Raw genomic sequence first — 20,529 nt, 5'->3', positions numbered from 1 at the left:
GCTCCTATTTGGTGATCGACAGGGCGCCCGGAGCGCCGGCGAGCGAGCGGGTGGGCGAGGAGGTGACAACGAGGATGACGAGGGTGAGCACGTAAGGGGCGGCGTAGAACAGGTAGTAGCCTTGCGTGACGCCGACCGATTGCAGCGCCGGGCCAAGCGCACCGGCTCCGCCGAAGAGAAGGGCGGCGAGGAAACAGCCGATCGGGTTCCAGCGGGCAAAGATGACCAGGGCCACCGCCATCAGGCCTTGACCCGACGAGATGCCTTCGTTCCACGAGCCGGGGTAGAACAGCGACAGATAGGCACCGCCGACGGCCGCGAGCGATCCGCCGACGGCTGTTGCCAGCAGCCGCACGGTGTCGGGATTGAGACCCATGGCGCGGGCCGCATCCGAACTGTCGCCGACCACGCGCAGGATGAGGCCGACGCGGGTGTTCTTGAAGGCCCACCACAGGGCGACCGCCAGAAGCGCGCCGATGATGAAGAGCACGTTGATATTCAGTGCCGACTGAATCTGCGGCGAACTCGACCAGCCGCCGAGCGCGATCGAGGGCAGGTGCGGCGCGACGGGCTGGATGAAGGGTTTGCCGAGGAAGAAGGCAAGGCCGAGGCCGAACTGCATCATGGCGATGCCGATGGCGATGTCATTGACCTTGGGGAACTTGCAGATGAAGCCGTGGATCAGGCCGAAGACGGCGCCGGTCGCCATGGCGGCGAGAACGCCGAGCCAGGGCGAATTGCTCATGACCGCGACCGCATAGGCCGTCATGGCGCCGAAGACGAGCGTGCCCTCGAGACCGAGATTGATGCGGCCGGAGCGTTCGGTGATCGATTCTCCGAGGCTGACGAAGATGAAGGGTGTGGAGACGCGGATGGCGCCTGCGAAGATGGCGAGCGGAACGCCCCAGATGCCGATGCCTTCCATTATGCTGTCCTCTTCCAAAGGTCTGGATTGAAGATCTTGAAGCGGCCGTAGAAGGTCTCGCAGAACAGGATGACGACGAACAGCGTACCCTGAAGCACAAGCACTGTCGCATCCGGCAGACCCATGCGGCGCTGGATCAGGCCGCCCGAGGCATCGATGCCGCCGAGCAGGATGGCGACGGGGATGATGGCCAGCGGATTGTGACGGGCGAGGAAGGCGACGAGAATGCCGGTATAGCCGTATCCGGCGGCAAGCGAGGCATTGGCGGACCCTTGCACGGCCGCAACTTCGACCATGCCGGCGAGCCCGGCAAAGCTGCCGGCCAAGGCCGTGAAGCCGACGATCAGCCGACCGACCGGCAGCCCCTGGATCTGTGCGGCGCGGACATTGCCGCCGGCGATCCGGGCGGCAAAGCCAAAGCTGGTGGCCTCGATCAATATCCACGAGACGATGCAGGCGAGAATGCCGATCACCAATCCCCAGTTGACATCCATGCCCGGAATGCTGCCGAGCATATATTCGGCCGGCAGCGGTGTCGTCGACGGCTTGTTGAGGCTGGCGGGATCGCGGAGCGGCCCCTCGATGAAATGGTTCATTAGCGCGATGGCAATATAGGCCATCAGCAAGGACGCGATGGTTTCGTTGACGCCGCGATAGTGGCGCAGCACGCCCACCATACCGATCCAGATGCCGCCCATGATCATGCCGGCAATCGCCATCACGACAAGAACGATGATGGGCGAGACCGAGCCCGTCAGCGGCAGGGCGGCAGCGGCGGCTGCGACACCGCCGAGAACGACTGCGCCTTCACCGCCGATGATGACGAGGCCGAGCCGGGCGGGCAGGGCGACACAGAGGGCGGTGAGCAGCAAGGGGGCCGCGCGGCTCAAGCTGTTCTGGATGGAAAACCAGCTGCCGAAGCCGCCGGTATACATCAGCTTGAAAAGGTCGATCGGCGATTTTCCGACCACCGTGATGAAGATGGAAAAGAGCGCCAGGCCGGTAAGGATGGCTCCCAGCGAGATCGCCACCGGTTCCGCCCTGCGCGCCAGCCATTCCAGGATGGGGCGCAGGTTACCCGATTGAGCGGAAAGCGGAGGGAGTGTTGGAATATTCGCCTCGATCGTCATGACGCTCTTCCTTTCGATCAGGATGTCGAACCGACGACGCCCTCGACGAGATAGGCCATGCTTTCCAGTTCGATCGCATCCTCGGCGAGCGTCTGGCCGGCGGTCACCGCATCGCCGCCCTTGTTGTCCTTGATCGGTCCCTTGAAGACGGAGAAACTGCCCTTCATCATTTCGGCCAGCGTCGCGTCGAATTTGGTGCGTGCCTCGGCGGAGACGCCCGGTCCGAGCGGGCTCATCTTGACGAAGCCGTCCTTCAGTCCGCCGCGGACGAAGTTGCCGAGCGGAGTACCGGCTTGCGCCTCGGTGACGAATTTCGTGTAGACGTTGCCCCAGGCCCATTCGGCGCCGGTCAGGTACTTTTCCGGTGCGAGCGGACTCTGGTTGGCATGGTAGCCGCAGACGAAGGCGCCGCGTCCGGCAGCCGTCTCGACCACCACCTTCGGGCTGTCGACATGGCAGGTGATGACGTCGGCGCCCTGGTCGATCAGCGCGTTGGTGGCTTCGGCTTCCTTGACGGCGAGCGACCATTCGCCGGTAAAGATTACCTGGCAGGTGATGGCCGGATCGACCGACCGGGCGCCGAGCAGGAAGGAATTGATGTTCTGCAGTACCTGCGGGATCGGCTTGGCGGCGACGAAGCCGATTTTCTTGCTCTTGGAGGCGTAACCGGCCGTGATTCCGTTCAGGTATTGCCCCTGGCCGATATAGCCGAAATAGGAGCCGGTGTTCATCGGGTTGACGCCCTCTTTCCAGAGGCCGCCGCAGTGGCGGAACTGGACGTCCGGATATTTTGCGGCCATGGCCAGCATATGGGGGTCGAAATAGCCGAAGGATGTCGGGAAGACGAGGCCTGCGCCATCGAGGTTGATCATCGATTCCATCGTCTTCTGGACGTCGACCGTCTCGGGGACGTTTTCCTCTTCAACGACTGTGACGCCCGGCATCGCCTTGATGACAGCGGCGCCTTCGGCATGGGCCTGGTTATAGCCGTAGTCGTCCTTGGGGCCGACATAGATGAAGCCGACGGTCAGCGCTGTCTGGGCTGCGGCTGTCGTCGAAAAGAGCGAAGGAGAAAGGCCGATGGCGGCGGCGCCGGCGGCGGTCGATTGCAGAAAGCTGCGGCGGTTCATGGGAAGGAGTTTGATCATGGCGGGCTCCTCGCGGCGTGGTGCCGGGTTCGTAAAAGGTCACGAGAAACTGTATGCAATGAGTATGCCAATCTTTAATGTATTGTTTTTGCCTAATTATTTTAGGGCCGAATTCTATCTAGCGTAAACTGTATGCAATTTTTTTGATGATTGATTTATTTTTAAGCAAGCGGGAAAATTTAGACAACGTCAAGGATGTGGATGTCTCTCAGTTTAAGAATCGCTTTGAAGGCAGGGCGCTATATCGTAAATAATATAGTAAAATCAGCTTATTAAAACCGACATTGACAATAGCGGCGCTGCATTGCATCTGTATGCAGTGTAAATTTGAAGCAGATTCGATCCGTGAAGCTCGCCAGAAAAAAAGAAATTATCCGGTCCGGAACAACCGTCGAGCAGATGGTCAGGGCGATTGCCGATTTGATTATCACCGGCGCCATGCGTCCCGGCGAGCGGCTTGACGAGATTTCGCTGGCAAACCGTTTTGAAGTTTCCCGCACGCCGGTTCGCGAGGCTCTGGGGCAGCTGTGCGCGATCGGCCTCGTCGGGCGGGAGCCCAACAAGAGCGCTGTTGTCACCAATGTGACGCAACAAAATCTCGCCTCGATGTTCGAGGCGATGGCGGAGCTTGAGGGGATCTGCGCGCGCCTGTCGGCCGAACGGATGACGGTGGACGAACGCCGCATGCTGGAAGCCGAACACAAGGCGTCGGCACGCCTGGTGCATCGCAGCGCCGAAGAAGAGTACGAGGCGCACAACACCGATTTCCACACGCGTCTCTATCGCGGTGCCCATAGCGATCATATCACCGACCTTGCCATCCAGACCCGTGCGCGCCTTGCGCCCTTCCGGCGGGCACAGTTCCGTATTCCGGGGCGGCTGGCAAAATCCTACGACGAGCACGAAGGTATCGTGACGGCGATCCTGCGGGCCGACGCTGTAGTGGCGGGGCAGGCGGCTTATGCACATGTTTCGATCGTTAGCGGTGCGAGTGCCGTTTTTGCATCCGGCCCGGGCGCGGATTGACCGAAATACAGATGCACCGCATCCGTCGGAATCCCTCCAGGGCGTAGACCTTTGCGTTCTCCACCGCCAAACGACGTTGCCAGGTTCGGCAATTCGGACTAGGATTGGTAGCTCAAGTCGGTATTCCATGCCTCTTGATCGGCAAAGCAGGAACCGGCGGTCATCGTGACGCCGACAATGTGATCTGGTCAGTTTTGATCACGTTCGTTCAATGGCCAAGACAAACGCGATTGTACGCGTCAGACCCCACGCTATGCATCCCTGTGTCAGAGGCCTGTTTGGCCCCACTTTCCAGACCTGAAGCCGGAACAAATATGCAGGATTTCCGTTCCTGCCTTGTGGTGGAGGTAGCACATGTTCATACGGTTCGGATACGAGATCGGCATCAGTTGCAGCCAGCCGACGCCGATGATGACCTATCTTTCCGTCGATCGCGCCAGGCGTTCCGATATTATCAGCGAGCGTGGGCCGATTTCCGATCCGGCGGTGAAAATGGGAGAAGTCGCCGATCCGTTCGGCAATGTCTGCATGCGTATGGTGGTTCCCGAAGGCGGGCTGCATCTGAGCTATGATGCCGTCATCAAGGACAGCGGCCGGCCGGATGCGATCAATCTGCAAGCGGGCGCCGTTCCGGTCGAAAAGCTGCCCGCCGACTGCCTGCCCTACCTTTCAGCCAGCCGCTATTGCGAAACAGACCGTTTCGGCGCGCTTGCCTGGCGCCATTTTGGTGAGATCGAGCCCGGTTGGGGCCGCGTCCAGGCGATCTGCGATTATGTGCACGAACGGCTGACCTTCAGCTACGGCTACTCTTCCACCTTGCGAACCGCCATGGAGGCGCATGAGGAGAGGGCCGGCGTTTGCCGCGATTACGCCCATCTTGCCGTTACCCTATGCCGCTGCATGAACATGCCCGCCCGTTACGTCAACGGCTATATGGGCGACATCGGTGTTGCGGGCGACCCTGCGCCGATGGACTTCAATGCCTGGTTCGAGGTTTATCTTCAGGACCGGTGGTACACGTTCGACGCCCGCCACAATGTCCCGCGCATCGGCCGCATCGCCGTTGCGCGCGGCCGCGATGCCGCCGATATTCCGCTGATCCAGACCTTCGGCAAGCATGAACTCACGACCTTCAAAGTCTGGACTCATATGGAGGACAACGGGGCGCTGACCCGGCCGCACAGGCAGCCGGAGGTTTCGCTGCTCAATCCCTGGTTCAGTGAGCAATGGTCCCGCCATGTCCGGGAGAGGGAACACGCTCAGGAACATTAAGGCGGCTGCCGCGTTTCTTCCGATAGCGGGTCGCGCTTCAAGGATGATGGATCATGCTTCGAGGACGGTTTTTTCCTTTAGCGCGCAAAACAAAGAAAATAATATCTATAAACTTGATGGGAAATATCGGAGAAATTCAGGACAACGAAACCGCAAGCAGCACATCTGCAACAACTTAAGTGGAGGACAGGATGCAAGGTTCGAAACCAGTCATGCAGAATCGCACAGGCTTTGGCGCTCATTCCGGAACGCAGTTTTCCTGGACCATGGCAGCGCAGGCGGCCGCCTTGGCTGCGGCCTTCCTTTTCGTTTCCGCGCTGATTTTCGGCGCAATCTGACCCCTGACCGCAGCGGTCATTCCGCAGGTCGAACACTTGTCAAAGCCCTTGAATCGATACGATTCAAGGGCTTCTTCTATTCATGATGCGCGTGAAAGATGCTCGTGGACGGCCAGCCATGCTCCCTCCGGCTGCCTCTCGAAGACGATCGTCTCCCGTTCGTGGCTGGTGACGGCCTCGCCGCCGAATTCAGCTTTCGTTTCGACGCTGTGGGTGAAGATCGCCATGCTGCCGAACATCTGCAGATTGCGGTCGCTGGAGCGGCAGGACAGAACCTTGAAGCCGTCGCGTGTTTCCCAGAGCGCCCATTCCGCCTCGTAGGCCGCCCGGGTTCTCAAGGGACGATCGAGATTGTGGAAGATGAATGTCGCGTCCATCGAGAAGGCGGCGAAATATTTTTCCCGGTCGTGGCGCGAAAAGGCGTCGATCAGGCTATCGGCGGCCGCAAGGACCGCATTCGTCGTGTGTTCCATCCCTGAATGTCTCGCTTTTATTGTATTTTAGGGCTGCTGATGAGGGTTGCGAGCGGTCGGTTCTGCCGGGCGACGATCTCCTTCAGCGTATCGAGTGTCATCGTCTCGTTCTTAACGAATTCAATGAACATCATGTTGAGGTTGTTGAAGAACATCTGCCCGGCGGCAACGGCGTCTATTCCCGGCATGACGGCACCACGCAGTTGCAGTTTGGTGATCAGCGTCGAGACCTGGTCGCACAGGCGGCCGTCCAGCTCGGTATAACGCTTGCTGAATGGGCTTTCCGGCTGCTGGATCGAGATCGCCATGGCCGTGCGCCACATTTCCTTGCTGAGATAGACGAGGGAATGGTCGTAATATTGGCCGATCAGCGCCTTGAGCGCTTCGCCGACGGTGTCGGGCGGGCTGTCGACGATGGTCTTGCCGGCAGCCAGCACTTCCTCGACTTCCATCGAGACAGCGGCGACGAGGATGTCGCCCTTGTTCTGGTAGTAATTGTAGAAGGTTCCGACGGAGACTTCTGCCCGTTCGGCGATGTCCTCGATGCGGGCGCTGTCATAGCCGACCTCCCGGAAAAGGTCCGTAGCTGCTTGCAGGATGCGCCGATTCCTGTCGGCTTTCTGTTTTGCGCGAAGCCCCGTCATCCCGCCTTTTTCCTTTTTTTGAATGTCCTCAAAATTGACATTGACTTAAAAACTGAACTCATTCAATCTTTTTGTGAAGGCGCCGCAATGAGCGCTGTAAACCAGAGGGCAACGCGATGATCACTTCCGTGAATGGCGCTTTCGCGCGTCGATTTTTCTCTTCCGTGGCGGCGATCTCGCTCGTTGCCGTCTCCACCGTCAGTGTGCCGGCGCCTGCTTTTGCGACCGAGGAGCTGAATGCGCTGGTCTGGTGCGACCATACCGATCCGGCGCTGGTCGAGCCGTTCGAGAAGGCCAATGACGTCAAGGTCAACCTCAAGGACTACGAGGGCACCGGCGCGGCACTGTCGATCCTTGAACAGTCGCAGCCGGGCGACTGGGACGTACTCGTCATCGACGGGGTCGACGTCCAGCGTGCCGTCGGCCTTGATCTCCTTGCCGAAATTCCCGCCGACACGTTGCCGACCGCCGATATCTTTCCCGAAGTGCGGATGGAAGCCAACAACACCAAGGACGGCAAGACCTATGCCGTCACCGAAAAGTTCGGCTACAACACGATTTCCTACGACAAGACCAAGGTCGATCCGGCCGACATGAAGGATCTGTCGATCATCTGGTCGGACAAATACAAGGGTCGCATCGCGCTCTACGACTATTACTTGCCGATGATCGGCCTCGTCGCGCTCGGCCTCGGCAAGAAGACCGCCGAGCTCTCCGACGCGGACATGCCGGCGATCACCGAGAAACTGTCGGAGATGAAGAAAGTCTCCAAGCAGGTGAGCGACGTCGTCTCCTCGCAGACGGCACTTGCGACCGGCGAGGTCGATATTCTCGTCGGCGGCGGCGAGTGGATTACGGCGGCACTGTCCGGCGAAAAGCCCAATCTCGACTGGACTGTGCCTGATCAGGGCGCCGTGCGCTGGGCGCAGTCGATCGGCGTCATGAAGGCATCGAAGAAGCAGGATCTGGCGCTGAAATTCGTCCAGTACATCGTCAGCCCCGAAGGTCAGGCGCGGCTTGCCACATCCTCCTGCTACTGGGCGATGCCGGCCAACATGAAGGCCGGCGAGCACCTGACCGATGCCCAGAAGGCGGCCCTGCGCTGGAACGATCAGGCCGAATACCTCAAGAAGACCCAGCTCTACCCGATTCCGAGCGCCGAACTCGACCAGAAGATGCAGGACGCCTGGACGGACATGATGCAGCAGTAAAACCTGCAAAGATTGCCCCTCACCCTAACCCTCTCCCCGCTTGCGGGGAGAGGGTACGACGGAGGTTGCCGCATCTCCCTTCTCCCCGTTCGCGGGGAGAAGGTGCCCGACAGGGCGGATGAGGGGCTATTCCAGAACCGGAGCTGTCAGCATGTCCACCATCACCCTCGAAGACACCGAACGCCGCAAAGCCTGGGGCTTTGTCGCGCCGGCACTGCTGTGGACGGTCGCCTTCTTCATCGTGCCGTTCCTGTTCATGGCGGCAATGAGCCTGTGGTCGCGGCAGAGCGGCCAGATCATCCGGGTGTGGAATCTCGACAATTATTTCGCCTTCTTCGAGAAGGATTCGCTGTTCAAGGGGCTGACCAATTCGCTGGAGATCACCCTGATCGTCACGGTGCTGTCGGTGCTTCTTGCCTATCCGCTGGCCTGGATCATTGCCGAGCGGGTGCCGAAGCGCTTCCAGCGCCTGGCGCTGATCATGGCCGTGCTGCCGTTCTGGACGTCCTATGTGGTGCGCTCCTATTCCTGGCTGCTGGTGCTGTCGCGAAACGGCGTCATCAACCAGACGCTGATGACGTTCGGTCTGATCAGCGAGCCGCTGGAAATCGCCAGCAACCGCACCGCCACCGTCATCGGCTTCGTGCATTTCTTCGTCATGCTTTTGACCTTGACCATCTATGCCAACCTCATCCAGCTCTCGCCGAACTATCGCCGGGCTGCCGCCGATCTCGGTGCCAATGCCTTGCAGACCTTCTGGCACGTCATCCTGCCCTTGACGCTGCCCGGCATCATGACCGGGGCGTTCCTGACCTTCGTGCTCTGCATCGGCGACTACGTCACGCCGCAGATTCTCGGCGGCAACAACGAGCTGGTGCTGCCGCAGATCATCATGCTGCAGCTTGGCCGCCGCGCCGACTTCCCGATGGCGGCGGCGCTGTCGATTATCCTGATGCTGGCAGTGACCGTTGCCTACGTGCTCTGCGCCCGCTGGCTGAAGATCGAGAGGGCATGAGATGCGCGATGTACTGACCAAGGTTGCTTCCTTCGCCTATGCCGGCCTGATCTACGGTTTCATCTTCCTGCCCGTCGCGGTGCTGGTGCTGTTTTCCTTTCAGGACGGTCGCCTGCCGGTGCCGCCATTCAACGGATTTTCGCTGCAATGGTACGAGGCCGTCTTTGCCGATCGCAAGCTGATGGCGGCGCTCGCCAATTCCTTTGTCGTGGCGATCGTCTCCTCGCTCATCGCCTGCCTGCTCGGCTTTCTGGCCGCCTATGCGCTGGCCCGCTACAAGCTGCCGGGGTCGGCTTTGCAGCGGGGGCTGCTGATTGCGCCGATGACGGTCAGCTATCTCATCATTGCGCTCGGGTTGCTGACGGTGCTCAACACCTTCGGTATCAAGCTGTCGCTCTGGACGGTCGGCATCGGTCATGTGGTGATCAACCTGCCGCTCTGCTTTGCCATCATTTATTCCTCGATGGGTGATCATCACATCAATATCGAGCGCGCCGCCCGCGATCTCGGCGCCAATGATTTCAAGGTGATGGCGCTGGTCACCGCGCCGATGCTGATGCCGTCCATCCTCGCCGCCTTCTTCCTGTCGGTCACCTTCAGCTGGGACGAGTTCATCATCGCGTTTCTCCTGTCGCGCTTCGACGTGACGCTGCCGGTCGAAATCTGGAGCCTGCTGCGCTCCGGCCTCAACCCGAAAACCAATGCCATCGGCTCGCTGGTCTTCCTCGTTTCCGTCGCCGTGCTGGCGGTTCTGGAACTGACCCTGTTCGGAAAGACGAAAAAATCATGACCGCTCCGGTTTCGGTTCACAATGCCACCAAGATTTTTGGCGCGTTCACCGCGCTCGACGATGTCTCGCTCGATATCGAGGCCGGCGAGTTCATCGTCCTGCTCGGTCCCTCCGGCTGCGGCAAGACCACGCTGCTCTCCATCCTCGGTGGTTTTCAGTCGCCGACCAAAGGGCGCGTTGTGATCGGCGGCAAGGACATGACCAGTGTGCCGCCGGCAAAACGCCCGACGACGACGATGTTTCAGGATTACGCGCTGTTTCCGCATATGAAGCTCCGCGACAATGTCGGTTTCGGTCTGCGCATGCGCGGTATGGCAAAGGCCGAGCGGGACGAAAAGGCGCTCGGCTTCCTCGATCTCGTCGGTTTGAAAACGTCCGCCGACAAGAAGCCGCACGAGCTTTCCGGCGGCCAGCGCCAGCGTGTTGCTCTTGCCCGGGCGCTTGCTGTCGATCCCGACGTGCTCTTGCTCGACGAACCGCTCGGTGCGCTTGATCTGAAACTGCGCCGCCAGATGCAGGATGAATTGAAGGCGATCCAGAAGCGGGTCGGCACCACCTTTGTCCACGTGACCCACGATCAGGAAGAGGCCATGGCGATCGCCGACCGGATCGTGGTGATGAACCAGGGCCGGATCGAGGATTTCGGACCGCCTGCCGACATCTACATGCGGCCACGCTCGGTCTTTTCGGCCGGCTTCATGGGCGAGGTCAATTTCATTCCGGGCACGGTGAAGCACCGGGTTGATGCGTCTGCCTTGGTCGATACGTCGGTCGGCGATATCGCTCTTCCCCTCAAGAGCTTCACCGTTGGAGCACCCAGCCCCGGTCAAAAAGTTACGCTCTGCATCCGCCCGGAACATTTCCGCCGGGCAGGCGAGGCCGAAGGCCCGGTCGTGTCGCTGGGTGATGCAACCATCACCGGCAGCGCCTTTTTCGGCACGCACTACCGCTGCCATCTGAAACCGTCGTCTGCGCCCGATCTCAGCATCGTGGCGCATATGCCGCAATCAGCTGATGTGGCGGATGGCCAGATCCTCCCCCTTGCCGTCAATCTCGCCGACATCGTAGCCTTGCCAGCGCAAAGCGGCAGGAGTTGAACATGCAACGCATCGGTGCGGACAAATGGTATCAGGTGAAACGTCTCGATGACGATGTCACCGCCATTTCCGAGCCGTTCATCCAGGAATTCTATCGCTGCAACATCTGGCATGTGCGCGGCCGCGATCGGGACATGCTGGTCGATAGCGGCATGGGCGTCGTGTCGCTGAGGGAATACGTTCCGCTGGTGACCGAACGCGACCTGATCGCCGTCGCCAGTCACACGCATTTCGATCACATCGGCTGCCATCACGAATTCGAATGCCGTGCCGTGCATTCCGCCGAGGCTGATCTGCTGGCCAACCCAACGCGGCAAAACACACTGGCCGATCCCTATGTCACCGACGACATTTTCGACGCGCTGCCGCCCGAGCCCTATTGCTCGAAATGCTATGCGGTGAAAAAGGCGCCTGCGACACGCATCCTCGAAGATGGCGATGTGATTGATCTCGGCGACCGGGTGTTCGAGGTCATCCATACGCCTGGCCACTCCCCGGGGGGTATTGCGCTTTACGAGAAGGCGACCGAAATTCTGTTCTCCGGCGATATCCTCTATGACGGGCCGCTGATCGAGGATACCTATCATTCCAACGCCGACGACTATCTAGCTTCCATGGAGCGCCTGTTGAAAATTCCCGCCCGCATCGTGCATGGCGGCCATTTTCCGAGCTTCAGCGGGCAACGCTACCGCCAATTGATCATCGATTGGCTGAACGAAAAACAGAAGACGATCTGACGGGAAGGACAAGAAGCATGCTCGACAAACGCAAATTCTACATCAACGGCGAATGGGTCGCCCCGCTGGTGGCCAACGATCTCGAGGTCCTCAACCCGGCGACCGAAAAGCCGGTCGCGGTGATTTCCATGGGCACATCAGCCGATATCGACCGCGCCGTCGCCGCCGCCAAGAAGGCTTTCGTCACCTATAGCCGCACCAGCACCGAGGAGCGTCTGGCGCTTCTGGAAAAGCTGTTGGCGGTTTACAAGCGCCGCTATGAGGAGATGGCCCAGACCATTACGCTCGAGCTTGGTGCACCGCTGACCATGAGCCGCGAACAGCAGGCCGATGTCGGCGTCGGCCATCTTCAGGGGTTCATCGATGCCTTGAAGCGCCTGCATATGCGTGAAGTCCTGCCAAACGGCGACGTCATGCTGCGCGAGCCGATCGGCGTCTGCGGCCTGATCACGCCGTGGAACTGGCCGATCAACCAGATTGCCCTGAAGGTCGTTCCGGCGCTGGCAACGGGTTCGACCTGCATTCTGAAGCCGAGTGAATTCACGCCGCTGAATGCGATGCTCTATGCCGAAATGGTGCATGAAGCCGGATTCCCGGCAGGAACGTTCAACCTCGTCAACGGCGATGGCCTGAATGCCGGGGCCGCGCTTTCCAAGCACAAGGACGTCGACATGATGTCGTTTACCGGCTCGACCCGCGCCGGCATCGCCGTCAGCAAGGATGCGGCCGAAACGGTCAAGCGCGTGACGCTGGAACTGGGCGGCAAGTCGCCGAACATTGTCTTCGAAGATGCAGACCTTGAAGATCGCGTCGCCGGCAGCGTGCTGGAATGCTTCAACAATTCCGGCCAGTCCTGCGATGCGCCGACGCGTCTTCTGGTGCAGAAATCGGTCTACGACAAGGCCGTCGAGATTGCCACGCGGGTGGGTAAGGAGGCCAAGGTCGGCAATCCGGCCGAAGAGGGCAGCCATATCGGGCCGCTGGTCAGCGACGTCCAGTTCGGCCGGGTGCAGGCACTGATCGAGGCTGGCATTGCCGAGGGTGCGCGCGTTCTTGTTGGCGGTGCGGGCAAGCCGGCAGGCTTCGAGACCGGCTATTTCGTCAAGCCGACCATCTTTGCCGATGTCAACAACACCATGCGCATCGCCCGCGAAGAGGTGTTCGGACCGGTGCTGGCCATCATGCCGTTCGAGACGGAAGAGGAAGCAATCGAGATCGCCAATGACACCAATTACGGTCTTGCCGCCTATGTCCAGACCGGCGATCCCAAGCGGGCCGAACGTGTCGCCTCAAGGCTTCGCGCAGGCATGGTGCATATCAATGGCGGGCCGCATCGCTACGGCAGCCCGTTCGGCGGCTACAAGCAATCCGGCAACGGCCGCGAAGGCGGCATGTTCGGACTCGAGGATTTTCTTGAAGTGAAGACGGTTCACCGGCCGGATGCGGCTTGAAACGACGGGTTCTCTGATAGAAAGCCATCATCCGCAGGCCGAAAGTCTGCGGATGATGGAATTTTACAGCTGAGCCGGAGGGCCGCATCGTGCTTGCCGGCATCCTGATCGCCCGCAGGGGCTGATCAGAGCCCCGGCAGATTGAAGCTTGATAGCCGTTCTTCCAGCCGAAGGATCGTCGGCGCGTCGGCATTGGCAAAGGCAAAGCGCAGATAGCCTTCCTGGCCCTCGCCGAAATAATCACCGGGCAGGCAGACGATGCCGGCGAGTTTTGCCAGTTTTTCCGCGACGAATTCGGAGCGGATATCCGGATAGGGATGGCGGATATAGGCGAAATAGGCGCCGATCGCCTGAAGCTTCCAGCCCTTCAACTTGCTCATCACCTGTTTCAATGCCTCGGCGCGTCTGGCGATTTCGACGCGGTTGCCCGCCCGCCAGTCGTCCAGTGCCGGCAATGCCTTGGCAACCGCCGACTGGGCCGAGCGTGGAGCGCAAATCTGCAGGTTGTCCATGATTTTCGCGACCTGTTCCACCACCTTTGGCCCTGCCGTGATGGCGCCAAGGCGATGGCCGGGGATGCAGAAGGACTTGGAGAAGCTGTATAGGCAGATGAGGCTATCCTGCCAGCCCTTGATCGACAGGAGTTCATGCGGCGCACCGCTGTCCTCCGCCAGAAAATCGCGGTAGGTTTCGTCGAGGATCAGCCATGTGCGGTTGGCGCGGCAGAGATCGTAGATCCGGCGAAGCAGTGCGGGTGGATACACCGATCCGGTCGGGTTGTTGGGCGTGACGAGCGCCAGAGCGCGGACACCGGGCTTCAGCGCCGACGCGATGGCGTCGATATCGGGCAAAAAACCGTCGCTGGCGTCACAGGGCACCAGATCGATACCGATGCCGAGCATTGCTAGCGTCGTTTCCTGATTGAAATAGAAAGGGTTGGTCATCAGGATCGTATCGCCCGCCTTGGCAATTGCCATTGCCGTGCAGATGAAGGCCTGGTTGCAGCCGGAGGTGATGTGGATGTTTTTAACTCCGACCGGCGCTTTGTAGAGACTGGAGACATGCGTCGCATAGGCGGTCCGCAAGACCTGCTCGCCCTCGATCGCGCCATAGCCGGTGAATGCGGGTGAAGCGGCGGCTTTACCCAGCCATTTCAGCATGCCCGGATGCGGGGGATAGCCGGGAACGGCCTGGCTGAGATCGATCAGCGGCCCGCGCGTGCCGTCATAGGCCTTTGCCCAGGCAAGAACGGACGGCACCGGCGGCGGCGAGAGCTTGGCGATCAGCGGATTGAAATGCGGCATCGAATTGTCCTGTGGTTCACGATTTTGCCCGGCGCTTCGGCATTCTTTCGGGACGCCGGGTGCGGGCGGGGGAGGAGACGGGCTGGAAACCATCCTTGGCGGGCAGGCGTTCCGGTGCGCTGATCTTGGGGACACGGGCGCGGATGATGGTGCGCGCCGAGGTCTGTAGCTCCGGCATGGGGTCGCTTTCAAGGGCTGAAAACAGCCAGTCGATGAAGACCTTGACGATCGGCGCTGCCCTGATCTCGTTGCGGCAGGCGACGTAGAAGGCGTCGTTGGCCGGCACCGTCAGGTCGAAGGGCGCGATCAGTTCGCCCTTGGCGATCAGGCTGCCGGCGGTGATGGTGTCGCCGAGCGCCACGCCCTGGTTGTGCAGGGCTGCTTCCGTCGAAAGCCGGGCGTCGCTCATGAAATGCTGACGACCGCGCGGAATGTCGATGCCGTCGGCGGCGGCAAGCCAGGTGTTCCACTCGCGGCCGTCGTCGCCATGCAGGATGACGTGATCGCGCAGGTCGCGCAGCGAGCGCAAAGGCCGCATGTTGAGAAGCGTGGGGCTGACGACGGGAAACAGTTCCAGCCGGCTCCACAACCGCGCCCAGCAATCCGGCCAGTTGCCGTCGCCATAGAGCAGGCAGATATCGACATCGCCGGAAAACAGGTTGGCCGCGTCGTTGGAGGCGATCAGAGTCAGTTGTACGTCCGGAAACTGCTCGGTGAACTGGTGCAGGCGCGGGATCATCCAGAAGGAGATAAGGGCCGGCACGCAGACGATGCGCAATTCGCCGCTGGTGGTCGGTCGGGTCATCGCGGCGGTGGCGGCGGCGATGCCTTCGAAGGCATGGGTGACTGCGGGGAGAAGCAGTGCGCCCTGGGGCGTCAGCTTCAGCCGCTTGCCGCCACGCTCGAAGAGGGCAGCGTTGAAGGACAGTTCCAGCGCTCGGATCTGATGGCTGATCGCGCCATGCGTGACGTTGAGTTCGCGCGCGGCAGCCGATACGGAACCACGCCGGGCGGTTGCCTCGAAGGCGCGCAAGGGGTTCAGCGGGGGCAGGCGGCTGGACAAGAACGAGGCTCCGAAGCGCGGAAAACGATGTTAGTTTTTCTCACATCAAACGCTATAACAATGTCAATTGATTTTCCAATCAATTTGTTTCCTAATGTCGGCAACAAAGGCAAAAGCCTGGGGAACATGCAACTGAGATCGCCTTCGCCAAGCGTGCGCGAGGACTCAGGTTTAGCGGCAGAACAGTGTCATTTTTACGCTCGGAAACCGACTGAAGCGCACGTCCTCCCGGCCCAACACGAGGTCAAGCGGACATGGCATGGGATGACAGCAAGCTCAGCGAACTGAAGGCGAAGTACGGCGAAGCCCATGGCGGCGAAATGTTCGACCCGACCTTCCGCAAGGTCGCCGACAAGATCTTTTCCAAGAACGGCACGCGGCTTGCGCCTTATGCCGGCATCCCGACGTTCCTGATGGCTCCCTATATGCCTGTCGATGCCAACGAGCCGGATTTCGGCAATCTGCAGGTGGCGATCGTCGGCGTGCCGATGGATCTCGGCGTCACCAACCGTCCGGGCTCGCGCTTCGGGCCGCGCGCCATGCGCACGATCGAACGCATCGGCCCCTACAACCATGTCCTCGGCTGCGCGCCGGTGCATGATCTGCGGGTGGCCGATATCGGCGACGTGCCGTTCCAGAGCCGCTACCGATTGGAACTGAGCCATGACGATATCGAAAAGCGCATCAACCAGATCGTCGATGCCGGCGTTGTTCCCTTGTCCGTCGGCGGCGATCACTCGATCAGCCATCCGATCCTGAAGGCTGTCGGCAAGAACCGCCCGGTCGGCATGATCCATATCGACGCCCACTGCGATACCGGCGGCGCCTATGACCTGACCAAGTTCCATCATGGCGGTCCGTTCCGCAACGCCGTACTCGACGGCGTGCTCGATCCGACCCGCACGATCCAGATCGGCATTCGCGGCTCCTCGGAATATCTGTGGGAGTTTTCCTACGAGTCCGGCATGACCGTCATCCATGCCGAGGAAGTCACCGGCATGGGCATGCCGGCGATCATCGAGAAGGCCAAGAAGATTGTCGGCGACGGCCCGACCTATCTGTCCTTCGACATCGACAGTGTCGATCCGAGCTTTGCACCGGGCACCGGCACGCCTGAGATCGGTGGCCTGACGACTCGCGAAGTGCTGGAGCTGATCCGTGGCCTCAAGGGGCTGAACCTCGTCGGCGGCGATGTCGTCGAAGTCGCACCGCAATACGATTCCACGACCAACACCGCCCATGTCGGCTCGCAGGTCCTGTTCGAAATCCTCAGCCTCATGGTGTTCAGCCCGTTCGTCAACGGCACGCGGGATTGAGGGGGCACGCAGCCCCTCATCCGGCCTGTCGGCCACCTTCTCCCTGCAAGCGGGGAGAAGGGACAAGTAGACACATCTCGCGCTTCTCGATGTTTCGAGGATGTTGCGTCGAATTCGATCGTTCCCTCTCCCTGCTTGCGGGGAGAGGGTTAGGGTGAGGGGCTATCGCCACACCCCATGCCGTGCCTGCCTACAAACAAAACTCATAAGGGGAATAAAATGACCAAGCTCTCAAACCTGAAAACGGCCTTCACCGCCGCACTGATGCTCAGCGGCGCCGTTCTCGGCTTCGCATCCGCTGCCAACGCCGATGCCATCGACGACATCACCAAGGCAGGCGTTCTGAACGTCGGCGTGTTCGCCGATTTCCCGCCCTTCTCCTCGGCCAGCGCCGACATGAGCCTGAAGGGCTACGATATCGACGTCGCGCAATACATCGCCGATGCGCTGAAGGTGAAGCTGGTTCCGGTGCCGATCACCGGCCAGAACCGCATTCCCTATCTCACCGAAAAGCGCGTCGATATGCTGGTCAGCGTCGGCTACAGCAAGGAGCGTGCCGAAGTCATCGATTTCGCCGCGGCCTATGCACCGTACTACATCGCCGTGATCGGTCCGGCCGCTCTCGAGGTCAAGGGCAAGGAAGACCTCGCCGGCAAGAGCATTGCCGTCAACCGTGGTACGCTCGAAGACACATCGCTGACGGAAGCTGCCCCCAAGGATGCCGACATCAAGCGTTTCGACAACTACAATTCGGTGATTCAGGCCTTCATCTCCGGCCAGACCGAACTGATGGTCGTCGGCAACGACGTCGGTGCCCAGGTTCTGGCCCGTCAGGAAGCCTTGAAGCCGGAGCAGAAGTTCCAGCTGATGACCTCGCCGTCGCATCTGGCGCTCAACAAGGGCGAAGACCGGCTGAAGACGGCGATCAACGACGCCGTTGCCAAGATGCTGGCCGATGGCAAGCTGAACGCCAGTTCGGAAGCCTGGCTGAAGGTTCCGCTCAACCCTGAAAACCTGAAGGATTGATCCTTTGGGCTATGCGCTCGACTTCGGCTGGCTGGACGATGCGATCCTCCTGATCGCAAACGGCGCAGCCATGACGATGTTCCTGATCGCGGTGTCGGCTGTTGCCGGCACCGTACTCAGCATTCTCGGTGCCGCCGGACGGCGCAGCCGCCATGCCGTGATCCGGCAGGCGATCGCCGCCTATGTCGAGTTCGTCCGCAATACGCCGTTTCTGGTGCAGCTGTTCTTCATCTATTTCGGCCTGCCCAGCCTCGGCATCCGTCTCGATCCGGTCGTTGCCGCCATTCTGGCAATGACCTTGAACATGACCGCCTATACCACCGAGATCGTCGGCGCCGGCCTTGATGCTGTACCGAAGGGCCAGAAGGAGGCAGCACTCGCTCTCGGCTTGCGGCCGCGACAGGTCTTCATCAAGATCGTGCTGCCGCAGGCGCTGAAGGTTATCTATCCGGCGCTCACCAGCCAGATCGTCATCATGATGCTGGAATCGGCCGTCGTTTCGCAGATCGCCGTGCGCGAACTGACCTATGAGGCCGACATGCTGCAGGCGCGCACCTTCCGCGCCTTCGAGACCTATTTCATCGTGACGCTGGTCTATCTTGCCATGAGCATCGGCCTGCGCCGGCTGCTGGTTGCCGGCGGCAACCGCCTGCTGTCCGGAGGCGTGTCATGATCGAATTCACCCTCTGGGATATTGTCCGAAACCTGCTGATGGCTGCGCGGTGGACCATCCTGCTCTCGGCTGTCGCCTTTGCCGGCGGCACCATTGTCGGCCTGCTCATCCTGTTCATGCGTATTTCCAAGCGCCGCTGGGTTCGGCGGTTTGCCGAATATTACATCGGCCTGTTCCAGGGAACGCCGCTGCTGATGCAGCTGTTCCTGTTGTTCTTCGGCCTGCCTTTGCTGGGCCTGCGCATCGAACCCTGGACGGCTGCCGTGCTGGGGCTTACGCTGTGCGCGAGCGCGTTTCTGGCGGAAATCTGGCGCGGTGGCGTGCAGGCGGTGCCATTAGGACAATGGGATGCGGGTAGCAGTCTCGGGCTGCATTATCTCAAGCAATTGCGGCTGATCATCCTGCCGCAGGCCTTTGCGATGACGCGGGCGCCGACAGTCGGTTTTCTGGTGCAATTGATCAAGAGTACGGCGCTCACGTCGATCATCGGCTTCGAGGAACTGGTCAGGACTTCTAATGCCATCAACAATGCCACCTTCGAGCCGTTCAAGGTCTATGGCTTTGTTGCCCTTATCTATTTCGCGCTGTGTTTTCCGCTGACGCGATACGCCAAAATGCTGGAGCTTCGCGCTCTGAAACACTGATCAAAATACAATCCGGGCTTGCAGTCCGGGAGAAAAATTGAGAACAGACCGGGAGTTGCAAAAGCCTCCGGCGTAGAAAAAGGAGAACGACGATGACTGAACTTCTGAACAAGGGTGTCGGCCGCCGCGCCGTGCTGGGCGCTGGCCTTGCCGGTGTATCGATGCTGGCCATGCCGTCGATCCTGCGCGCGCAGGACAAGTCGCTGAAGGTCGGCGTCTATGGCGGCTACTTCAAGGATTCGTTCGACAAGAACATCTTCCCGGACTTCACCAAAGCGACGGGTATCGCGATCGAAGCGGTTGCCGAGCCGACCGGCGAAGCGTGGCTTGTTCAGCTCGACCAGGCCGCCAAGGCAGGCCAGGCGCCGGCCGACGTCTCGATGATGTCGCAGGTGTCGATGCTGAAGGGCCAGGCGACCGATCTCTGGGCACCGCTCGATGTCGCGAAGATCCCGAACGCGTCCAACCTCATCGACCGTTTCGTCAACAAGTACCCCGACGGTCGTGTTGCCGGTATCGGTGCCGTTTCCTGGTACATCACGCTGGTGACCAATACGGACGTCTTCAAGGAAGCGCCGACCTCCTGGGAAGCGCTGTGGGATCCGGCAAATACCGACAAGCTTGGCTTGCTGGCGCTGGTCTCCAACTCATTCCTTCTGGAAGTGACGGCGAAGACCTATCTCGGCGGCACCAATGCACTGGATACGGAAGAGGGCATCCAGAAAGCGTTCGACAAGCTGGCCGAAGTCAAGCCGAACGTCCGTCTCTGGTATCGTGACGAGGCGCAGTTCGAACAGGCGCTGAAGTCGGGCGAAATCCCGATGGGCCAATATTACCACGACGTCACCGGCCTTGCCGCTGCCGACGGCAACCCCGTCCGCTCGACTTTCCCTAAGGAAGGCGGCATCCAGGATTCGGGTTGCTGGGCCCTGTCGCGCGCCTCGACCAAGGTCGAGGAAGCCCATGTGTTCATCGACTATATGAGCCAGCCGTCGATCCAGGCGATCCTGTCGCGCAAGGTCGGCACCTCGCCGACCGTCAAGCGCGAGCTGACCGACCTGACGGATGCGGAATTCGCCGCGGTTTCGTCCGATATCGACCCGATCATTCCACGCTACGATCTCTACCAGACGAAGTCGGATTGGCTGAACCAGAAGTGGACCGAGCTGATCGTCGGTTGATATTTACCCTCCCCTTGAGGGGGAGGGTCGGTACGCAGTGCCGGGGTGGGGTGACCTTTTGTCCC

At 60.5% G+C, this 20,529-nt stretch carries 21 protein-coding genes; 14 read left to right on the top strand and 7 right to left on the bottom strand.

Features of this window, described 5'->3' with window-relative positions; genetic code table 11:
• Positions 1–4 precede the first annotated feature (4 nt).
• The 3 genes from J2Z75_RS24095 to J2Z75_RS24085 are packed head-to-tail and all read right to left on the bottom strand — an operon-like array spanning position 5 to position 3,203.
• A complete protein-coding gene (locus J2Z75_RS24095) occupies positions 5–925 on the bottom strand; it encodes an ABC transporter permease (RefSeq protein ID WP_209855503.1) in 921 nt (306 codons plus the stop codon).
• Entirely contained in the window at positions 925–2,055 is a 1,131-nt protein-coding gene (locus J2Z75_RS24090; RefSeq protein ID WP_209855496.1) for an ABC transporter permease, read from the bottom strand. Before J2Z75_RS24090 ends, J2Z75_RS24095 begins: the two co-directional genes overlap by 1 nt.
• Positions 2,056–2,072: 17 nt before the next feature.
• Positions 2,073–3,203 (bottom strand): BMP family ABC transporter substrate-binding protein, encoded by a 1,131-nt coding sequence (locus J2Z75_RS24085; protein ID WP_209855493.1) that lies wholly within the window; start codon positions 3,201–3,203, stop codon positions 2,073–2,075.
• Positions 3,204–3,602: 399 nt separating this feature from the next.
• Between J2Z75_RS24085 and J2Z75_RS24080 the strand changes: the two genes are divergently transcribed.
• From J2Z75_RS24080 to J2Z75_RS29560, 3 genes are all read left to right on the top strand, one after another.
• Positions 3,603–4,229 carry a GntR family transcriptional regulator gene (locus J2Z75_RS24080; protein WP_234937546.1) on the top strand — a complete coding sequence of 209 codons (627 nt, stop codon included), beginning with the start codon at positions 3,603–3,605 and terminating at the stop codon, positions 4,227–4,229.
• Positions 4,230–4,583: 354 nt separating this feature from the next.
• Positions 4,584–5,501, top strand: coding sequence for a transglutaminase-like domain-containing protein (locus tag J2Z75_RS24075; RefSeq protein WP_209855489.1), 918 nt, complete (start codon positions 4,584–4,586; stop codon positions 5,499–5,501).
• A 212-nt stretch (positions 5,502–5,713) separates the two neighbouring features.
• Positions 5,714–5,839: a hypothetical protein gene (locus J2Z75_RS29560; protein ID WP_268842094.1), complete on the top strand. Its 126-nt coding sequence runs from the start codon at positions 5,714–5,716 to the stop codon at positions 5,837–5,839.
• Positions 5,840–5,919: 80 nt separating this feature from the next.
• Here J2Z75_RS29560 and J2Z75_RS24070 read toward each other — a convergent pair whose 3' ends face one another.
• Together J2Z75_RS24070 and J2Z75_RS24065 are read right to left on the bottom strand one after the other, a co-directional pair.
• Complete coding sequence (locus tag J2Z75_RS24070) at positions 5,920–6,312, bottom strand: YybH family protein (protein WP_209855487.1); 393 nt, start codon at positions 6,310–6,312, stop codon at positions 5,920–5,922.
• Between the two features lie 17 nt (positions 6,313–6,329).
• Complete coding sequence (locus tag J2Z75_RS24065; RefSeq protein ID WP_209855485.1) at positions 6,330–6,956, bottom strand: TetR/AcrR family transcriptional regulator; 627 nt, start codon at positions 6,954–6,956, stop codon at positions 6,330–6,332.
• Positions 6,957–7,072: 116 nt separating this feature from the next.
• Here J2Z75_RS24065 and J2Z75_RS24060 point away from each other — a divergent pair, with 116 nt between their 5' ends.
• The 6 genes from J2Z75_RS24060 (at position 7,073) to J2Z75_RS24035 (ending at position 13,257) form a co-directional block, all read left to right on the top strand.
• Positions 7,073–8,167, top strand: a complete 1,095-nt coding sequence (locus J2Z75_RS24060; RefSeq protein ID WP_209855484.1) for an ABC transporter substrate-binding protein — start codon at positions 7,073–7,075, stop codon at positions 8,165–8,167.
• A gap of 151 nt (positions 8,168–8,318) precedes the next feature.
• Complete coding sequence (locus tag J2Z75_RS24055) at positions 8,319–9,182, top strand: ABC transporter permease (RefSeq protein WP_209855482.1); 864 nt, start codon at positions 8,319–8,321, stop codon at positions 9,180–9,182.
• A gap of 1 nt (position 9,183) precedes the next feature.
• Positions 9,184–9,972, top strand: a complete 789-nt coding sequence (locus J2Z75_RS24050; protein WP_209855480.1) for an ABC transporter permease — start codon at positions 9,184–9,186, stop codon at positions 9,970–9,972.
• Positions 9,969–11,069, top strand: a complete 1,101-nt coding sequence (locus J2Z75_RS29735; protein ID WP_209855479.1) for an ABC transporter ATP-binding protein — start codon at positions 9,969–9,971, stop codon at positions 11,067–11,069. The genes J2Z75_RS24050 and J2Z75_RS29735 overlap by 4 nt, the downstream gene beginning before the upstream one ends.
• A gap of 2 nt (positions 11,070–11,071) precedes the next feature.
• Positions 11,072–11,806: an MBL fold metallo-hydrolase gene (locus J2Z75_RS24040; RefSeq protein WP_209855477.1), complete on the top strand. Its 735-nt coding sequence runs from the start codon at positions 11,072–11,074 to the stop codon at positions 11,804–11,806.
• A gap of 17 nt (positions 11,807–11,823) precedes the next feature.
• Positions 11,824–13,257: an aldehyde dehydrogenase family protein gene (locus tag J2Z75_RS24035; protein WP_209855475.1), complete on the top strand. Its 1,434-nt coding sequence runs from the start codon at positions 11,824–11,826 to the stop codon at positions 13,255–13,257.
• A gap of 125 nt (positions 13,258–13,382) precedes the next feature.
• On the opposite strand, the gene J2Z75_RS24030 is transcribed toward J2Z75_RS24035, so the two are convergent.
• Both J2Z75_RS24030 and J2Z75_RS24025 read right to left on the bottom strand, forming a co-directional pair.
• Positions 13,383–14,561 carry an aminotransferase gene (locus J2Z75_RS24030; RefSeq protein WP_209855473.1) on the bottom strand — a complete coding sequence of 393 codons (1,179 nt, stop codon included), beginning with the start codon at positions 14,559–14,561 and terminating at the stop codon, positions 13,383–13,385.
• 16 nt (positions 14,562–14,577) lie between these two features.
• Positions 14,578–15,624, bottom strand: coding sequence for a LysR substrate-binding domain-containing protein (locus J2Z75_RS24025; protein ID WP_209855471.1), 1,047 nt, complete (start codon positions 15,622–15,624; stop codon positions 14,578–14,580).
• 254 nt (positions 15,625–15,878) lie between these two features.
• On the opposite strand from J2Z75_RS24025, the gene speB reads away from it, so the two are divergent.
• The 5 genes from speB (at position 15,879) to J2Z75_RS24000 (ending at position 20,464) form a co-directional block, all read left to right on the top strand.
• Positions 15,879–16,940, top strand: coding sequence for an agmatinase (speB, locus tag J2Z75_RS24020; protein ID WP_209855469.1), 1,062 nt, complete (start codon positions 15,879–15,881; stop codon positions 16,938–16,940).
• A 219-nt stretch (positions 16,941–17,159) separates the two neighbouring features.
• The gene (locus J2Z75_RS24015) at positions 17,160–17,966 is read left to right on the top strand and encodes a transporter substrate-binding domain-containing protein (protein ID WP_209855467.1); all 807 of its coding nucleotides are present in this window, start codon (positions 17,160–17,162) and stop codon (positions 17,964–17,966) included.
• 4 nt (positions 17,967–17,970) lie between these two features.
• Entirely contained in the window at positions 17,971–18,639 is a 669-nt protein-coding gene (locus tag J2Z75_RS24010; RefSeq protein WP_209855465.1) for an amino acid ABC transporter permease, read from the top strand.
• Positions 18,636–19,283 (top strand): amino acid ABC transporter permease, encoded by a 648-nt coding sequence (locus J2Z75_RS24005; protein ID WP_209855463.1) that lies wholly within the window; start codon positions 18,636–18,638, stop codon positions 19,281–19,283. Before J2Z75_RS24010 ends, J2Z75_RS24005 begins: the two co-directional genes overlap by 4 nt.
• A 92-nt stretch (positions 19,284–19,375) precedes the next feature.
• Positions 19,376–20,464, top strand: a complete 1,089-nt coding sequence (locus J2Z75_RS24000; protein WP_209855461.1) for an ABC transporter substrate-binding protein — start codon at positions 19,376–19,378, stop codon at positions 20,462–20,464.
• The last annotated feature ends 65 nt before the right edge of the window (positions 20,465–20,529 follow it).

It is taken from the genome of Rhizobium herbae (assembly GCF_017873135.1).
GTDB classification, from domain to species: domain Bacteria; phylum Pseudomonadota; class Alphaproteobacteria; order Rhizobiales; family Rhizobiaceae; genus Pararhizobium; species Pararhizobium herbae.
The sequence above is the reverse complement of the archived record's forward strand: the minus strand, read 5'-3'. Positions and strand labels throughout refer to the sequence as shown.